A 6,143-nucleotide genomic window follows, 5' to 3' on the forward strand; every position below is an offset into this window, starting at 1 on the left:
CATAACTAAGCGGTCATGTCGCGGCCACGACTCGGCTGCGGGCGGCTCTTGGCCACGGCTACCAGCGCATCGTCGATGTCGTAGAGGAATGCGCCCACCCGTGAGCAGAACTCGTCGGCTTGTGTGTCGGTGATCGCGCGGTCCAATCCGGCCTCCAACGCGGCCCGTAATTGCGAGTGCGCCTCGAAGTAGTCCGCCCACATCACGAACTCCGGGCTGGCGCGTCTCAGTAACACCCAGGCGCTGCGCGAGCGTGCCCGCGGCGCGCGGTCGGCGCCGGTGAGGGCGATCATCGAGCCCGCGCCGCGCAGCGCGGCCAGGTACGCGGTACGGAACCGCTCCCCCGGTTCGTGCTCCCAGGCGGAATCGGTGAGCAGCGCGTCGGCCTGGCGTAGAAGTCCCCCGGCACGCCCGTCGTGGCCCACGTGCGCTCGGCCGTCGTCTCGAGCATTGTTGTGACCAGCCATCTGCTGCCCCTTTCGCCCCTCGCACTGATCGAACTGACATTCGAACGTTTGAATTGAGATTGAATATAGGGACACCCACCGACAACTTTCCGCGTCCGCACGCCATCGACGAGAGCCATGACAGCCGTCAAGCCGAATCACACCCCCGCACCCGTCATCGTCGACCTCAGCGTCGCCGCCCTGCGCGCACGCCTGCACGACGCCCTGTCGGTCTATGTCGCCGCCATGGACTACCCCCGTGGCACCGAGCATCACCGGGCCCCGATGTGGACCGAACACACCACCAGGGCGGGCTGGCGGGCCGTGGCCGCGGTGCTGCCCGACGATTCGGGCGGCGTCGACCTGCGCACCGCGCCGATCCTGGCGATCGCCTACGGCTACAGCGGTGCGCCGCGTCAGTGGTGGCATCAGCAGGTACAGACCGGTATGCGGCGCTGCGGATGGCCCGACGCCGCCGCCCGCGACCTGCTCGCCGACTATTTCGAACTCACCGAGTTGCACGTCCACCCGGCGGCACAGGGCCGTGGGATCGGCGCGCGCCTGCTCGACCGATTGCTGGCCGACCGCGCCGAGGCCGCGGTGCTGCTGTCGACGCCGGAAGTGCCGGAGGAGGCGAACCGGGCCTGGAAGTTGTACCGGCGGGCCGGATTCACAGATGTGATCCGTGATTTCGTGTTCGCCGGCGATACCCGGCCGTTCGCCATCCTCGGGCGCAGGCTGCCGATGCCACCCACGCACCCATGACGGCGGTGGTGGTCGGCTCCGGCCACAACGCGCTGATCGCGGCCTGTTATCTGGCGCGGGCCGGGCAGCGGGTGCAGGTGCTCGAACGGGACGAGGTGCCCGGTGGCGCGGTGTCGACGGTGGAGCGGTTTCCCGGCCATCTCGTCGATCGTGGTTCTTCGGCGCACATCATGATCCGGCACACCGGGATCATCGAGGACCTCGAGCTCGAGCGGTTCGGGTTGCGCTATCTCGACTGTGATCCATGGGGGTTCACGCCCTCCGACGGAGTACGCCCCCCGATCGTGTTCCACCGTGATCTCGACGAGACGTGCGCGTCGATCGCGACCGCCTGCGGTGTCAAGGACGCTGACGCGTATCGCCGCTTCGTGGGGGTGTGGGGTGAGCGCAGCGCGCGGGTGATGCGATCGTTCGGCGGGCCGCCGACGCCGGGCAGGCTCGTTCGCTCGTTCTGGGGGCTTGACGCGCGGGCGGGCGGATCGGCGTTGTCGCGGGAGTTCCTGCAGTCCGGTGACGCGCTGCTGGACTTCTGGTTCGACGACGAAAGGCTCAAGGCCTCGCTCGCGTGGTTCGGCGCGCAGTCCGGTCCGCCGATGTCGGAGCCGGGGACCGCGCCGATGGCCGGATTCGCCGCGCTCATGCACAGGCTGCCGCCCGGACGCGCGGTAGGTGGAAGTGGGGCGCTCAGCGCGGCGCTGATCGCCCGCCTTCGTGCCGACGGCGGCGAGCTGCACACCGGCGACGCCGTCACCTCGCTACGCCGAAGCGGCGGCGGGTGGCAGGTGCGGACCGAATCCGGCCGGACACTGCGGGCCGACACCGTGATCGCGGGCTCCCATATCCTCTCGACGCTCGACCTGTTGCGCGCGGGCGGATTCGACCCGGCGGTCCTGGACGACTGGCAGCGCCGCATCCGAGTCGGCCCCGGCATCGGCATGGTGGTGCGGCTGGCCACCGACCGGCTACCCGAGTACCCCGGCGCCGCCGCCACCGACTCCGCCCGTGGTCTGCAATTCCTCGTCGCCGACCGCCGACAGCTGCGGCTGGCCCACGGCGCCGCACTCGCCGGTTCGCTGCCGCCACGTCCGGTGGTGCTGGCGATGAGTTTCAGCGCGCTCGACCCGTCCATCGCCCCCGCCGGCGAACATCAGCTCTCGCTGTGGGCCCAATGGCACCCCTATGAACTCGCCGATGGCAGCGACTGGTCAGCGCACGCCGAGCACGAGGCGGATCGGATCATCGCCGAACTCGACACCTACGCCCCGGGATTCGCCTCGTCGGTGCTCCGGCGATTCGTGCAGACGCCGGTCGATCTCGAGCGCGAGATGGGTCTGCGCGGCGGCAATGTGATGCATGTGGAGATGTCGTTCGATCAGATGATGCTGTGGCGGCCGCTGCCCGAGCTGTCGGGCCAGCGAGTCCCCGGTGCTCCCGGCCTGTACCTCACCGGCGCGTCCACCCACCCCGGTGGCGGAGTGTCCGGCGCCAGCGGTCGTAGTGCGGCCCGGCTGGTCCTCGACGACGGCCGCAAGCGCCGGTTCCCGCTGCTGCGCAAGCGATGACGGACGACGCACCGGAGTCGGCTCCGCGACAGAACCGGGTCGGCAGTTCGACGGCATCGGTGACCGGCACGGTTCGCGGCGCGGCTCGTCGTACCGTGGCCGCGATCCGCGCCTGGTTGCGCGTCGATCCACGCCGGGCGATCCCGGCCGTGACCGCGCTGGCACTGGTGCTGGCGCAGATCACGTACCCGTTGAGTGCGGGGGTGGCGCGCGACCGGATCACCGTCGCGGTCGTGGTGCTGACCGCCGCGACCGCCCTGCTGCACGCGGCGACGACTCGTGGATTGCGGTGGGCCACCGGATTCTTCGTCATCGTGTCCGGTCTGGGGCTCACCGCCGAGATCGTCGGCACCGCGACCGGATTCCCGTTCGGCGGCTACGCCTATGCCGTCGACCGGCTCGGGCCCGCGTTCGCCGATGTTCCGTTGGCGGTGCCGTTGGCGTGGACCGGCGGGCTGTACCCGATCTGGATCGTCGCGGGAATGCTCGCGTCCCCGGCGGGCACGGGAGGATCCGGAGTCGCTGATACCCGGCCACACCGCGCCGCGAGCACTCGATCGCTGGGCGGGCCCACTGTTGTGCGCGCGGGACTGTTCGCCCTCGGCGCGGTCGGCTGGGATCTGTTCCTCGATCCACAGATGGTGGCCGACGGCCAATGGACCTGGGCGGTCACCGACGCCGGTCTGCCCGGCATCCCCGAGATCCCGTACACCAACTACCTGGGCTGGGCGCTCGTCGCCGTGGTCATGGCGGTGCTGCTCACCGTGCTCGATCATGTCCTGCCGCCACCGCGTGACCCGTCGATCGCGGTCCCGGTCGCGGTGTTCGGGTGGACCTGGCTCGGCTCGGCTCTCGCGCACGCGGTGTTCCTCGGCCTTCCGGCCTCGGCGCTCTGGGGTTTCGTCGGCCTCGGTGTACTCGGCATCCCCCTGCTGCTGCGGGCGCGGGCCGCGCGACGCGCCTGAGCGGCCGACCTCACCGCGACACACCCCGATCCAGGCGAAATGCCTGATCGGCACGGGTGGGTGGGCAGTGCTGGGCCCGTCGTGTGGGCTCTGGGCCCTGAGCCTGGCACGATGTCACCGTGCAGCCGAGTCCCGTCGCCGACATGCCCGCTCCTTCGCCGCGTCGTTTCGTGCCCGCGCGGCGCGTCGCGGCCGTCGCCGTCCTGCTGGCACTGCTCGTGCCCGCGCTGGCCGGGTGCCTGCGGGTGCAGGTGTCGATGGGGGTGTCGTCCAACGATCGCGTGTCGGGGCGGATCGTCGCCGCGGTGGTGCCGACCGGGCCCGACGACAAGGGTCCCCAGCTGAAGGCGCCCGAGCAGTTGGCGGCGAAGGTGCGGGTGGAGAAGTACAACCAGGACGGGTACATCGGCACCCAGGTGTTCTTCGACGATCTGTCCTTCGGCGAGGTCGGCCAGCTCGGTGGGCTGTCGGATCAGACGCAGGGCATGTTCACCCTCGAATTCCAGCGCAGTGGCGATCTGGTGAGTCTCACCGGGCGGGTCGACCTGGAGTCGGTGCCGCCGCACGGCTCGGACGTGCAGTTCTCCGTCGCGTTCCCGGCCCGCGTCGCCAAGACCAACGGCACCCGTGAGACCACCGACAGCGAGAACACCGTGTCGTGGAAGCTGCCCGCGGGCGAGGTGTCGACCCTGCGCGCCGAGGTGAAGTACGCAGACCCCAACACCCGTTCGTTCGCGGGCTGGGCGGGCATCGTCGGCGGCATCACCCTCGCGGTGGCCGCGCTGATCGCCGGCTTGGCGTTCCGCGACCGCAACCCCGGACCGCCGAACGCGCCGCGCGGCGGCTTCTCCGCCTCCGAGATGTGGCGCGATATCTCCAGTCGCCGACTTGGCCGCTGATATGGGCGCGGTGGCCCGCTACCTGACCTGGGCTGGCACCGGTCTGGCCGCGCTCGGCGCGGCCACCGCCGCCTACAACCTGGTCACCTTGCGCACCCTGCCACGCGGGGTCGCCGGGGTGATCGAGCCGGTCACAGTGTGTGTTCCCGCCCGCGACGAGGCCGCCCGCCTGCCCGCGCTGATCGCCGACCTGCGCGCGCAGGTCGGTGTCCCCCGCCTGAGCGTGCTGATTCTCGACGACGCGTCCACCGACGGCACCTACGACGCCGCACTCGACGCGATCGCCGACGACGAGCGCTTCACCGTCCTGCGCTCGGCCGCCCACCCCGCCCCCGGCTGGACCGGCAAGGCCGCCGCGTGCGCGCGCCTGGCCGCCCGCGCCGACGCGGCCGCGCTGGTCTTCGTCGACGCGGATGTGCGCCTGGCTCCCCACGCGATCGCCGCAGCCGTGACCGAGTTGCGCAGGCGCGGAGCGGGTCTGGTGTCGGCCTGGCCGATCCAGATCGCGGTGTCGACCTCCGAGCGTCTCGTCCAGCCCCTGCTCGCCTGGTCGTGGGCCTCGACCCTGCCCGTCGGCCCCGCCAACCACAGCCTGCGCCCGTCCACCGTCGTCGCGTGCGGCCAGTTCCTGGCCGTCGACGCCGAGGCGTACCGAGCGGGAGGTGGTCACGCGGCCGTAGCAGCCAGCGCCACCGAGGATCTCGACCTGGCCCGTGCCATCCGCCGGGCGGGTCACCGTACCGCCCTGGTGACCGCGGGCCCCGCCGCGAGCACCCGAATGTACACCAGCACCACCGAACTCACCGACGGCTACACCCGCTGGCTCTGGTCGGCCTACGGCGGCCGCCTCGACACCGGCGCCGCCATCGCGACCCTCGCCGCCCTCGCCTACTGGCTCCCCCCGCTGGCCGCGATCCTGGGCCGAGGCCGAACCCGCCGCGCGGGCGCACTCGGCTACCTGGCCGCCGTCACCAGCCGCCTCACCGCCCGCACCATCGAAACCCGCAGACCCCCCACCACACCCGACCTCACCGCAGCCCTGGCCCACCCCCTGTCAGTGGCCCACTACCTGACCCTGTGGGCCCGCTCCCACTACCGCCACCGCACCAACCGCCTCCACTGGAAACAGCGCCCCCTGGTAACCCCCCAAGACCAGATCGCCCACCACGCCTGACCCCCTCACGCCACGCGCCCCCTCACGATCGCGCGCGTTCCCGGTCAGCGCCCTCACGTCCGCAAACCCGAGCACCCACCCGAGCACACCGAACTCCGTCACGCCCACTCCCACACCACACGGCGACTCGAGGTATCGGAGTCGAAATTCGGACGCGGCTTCGCCCACCTCCGTGTTCCCGAGCTGATGTGAATCCACCTGCGATCAGCGAGCGCCGCAGACAGTCCGGGCGAATCCCACACCGTCGGTGTTCAGCCCCCTCAGCTCTCCCACAACCACCAACCCCACCTTGTCCCCGTCTCCCACAACCCACCCAACCCACCCCCCGCACT

At 71.2% G+C, this 6,143-nt stretch carries 6 protein-coding genes; 5 read left to right on the plus strand and 1 reads right to left on the minus strand.

Annotated elements, in window-relative coordinates:
* Positions 1-5 precede the first annotated feature (5 nt).
* Entirely contained in the window at positions 6-467 is a 462-nt protein-coding gene (locus NA12_RS30420) for an SAV_6107 family HEPN domain-containing protein (RefSeq protein WP_084473237.1), read from the minus strand.
* Positions 468-584: 117 nt separating this feature from the next.
* Between NA12_RS30420 and NA12_RS30425 the strand changes: the two genes are divergently transcribed.
* The 5 genes from NA12_RS30425 (at position 585) to NA12_RS30445 (ending at position 5,811) form a co-directional block, all read left to right on the plus strand.
* Complete coding sequence (locus NA12_RS30425) at positions 585-1,211, plus strand: GNAT family N-acetyltransferase (protein WP_067459347.1); 627 nt, start codon at positions 585-587, stop codon at positions 1,209-1,211.
* On the plus strand, positions 1,208-2,773 hold the full coding sequence (locus tag NA12_RS30430) for a phytoene desaturase family protein (protein WP_067459350.1): 1,566 nt from the start codon (positions 1,208-1,210) through the stop codon (positions 2,771-2,773). Before NA12_RS30425 ends, NA12_RS30430 begins: the two co-directional genes overlap by 4 nt.
* Complete coding sequence (locus tag NA12_RS30435) at positions 2,770-3,738, plus strand: carotenoid biosynthesis protein (RefSeq protein ID WP_084473239.1); 969 nt, start codon at positions 2,770-2,772, stop codon at positions 3,736-3,738. The genes NA12_RS30430 and NA12_RS30435 overlap by 4 nt, the downstream gene beginning before the upstream one ends.
* Before the next feature lie 143 nt (positions 3,739-3,881).
* Positions 3,882-4,637 (plus strand): LppM family (lipo)protein, encoded by a 756-nt coding sequence (locus tag NA12_RS30440; protein WP_067459353.1) that lies wholly within the window; start codon positions 3,882-3,884, stop codon positions 4,635-4,637.
* A 1-nt stretch (position 4,638) separates the two neighbouring features.
* Entirely contained in the window at positions 4,639-5,811 is a 1,173-nt protein-coding gene (locus NA12_RS30445) for a glycosyltransferase family 2 protein (protein ID WP_067459357.1), read from the plus strand.
* Positions 5,812-6,143 lie beyond the last annotated feature (332 nt).

It is taken from the genome of Nocardia alba NBRC 108234 (genome assembly GCF_001612665.1).
Taxonomy (GTDB): domain Bacteria; phylum Actinomycetota; class Actinomycetes; order Mycobacteriales; family Mycobacteriaceae; genus Nocardia; species Nocardia alba.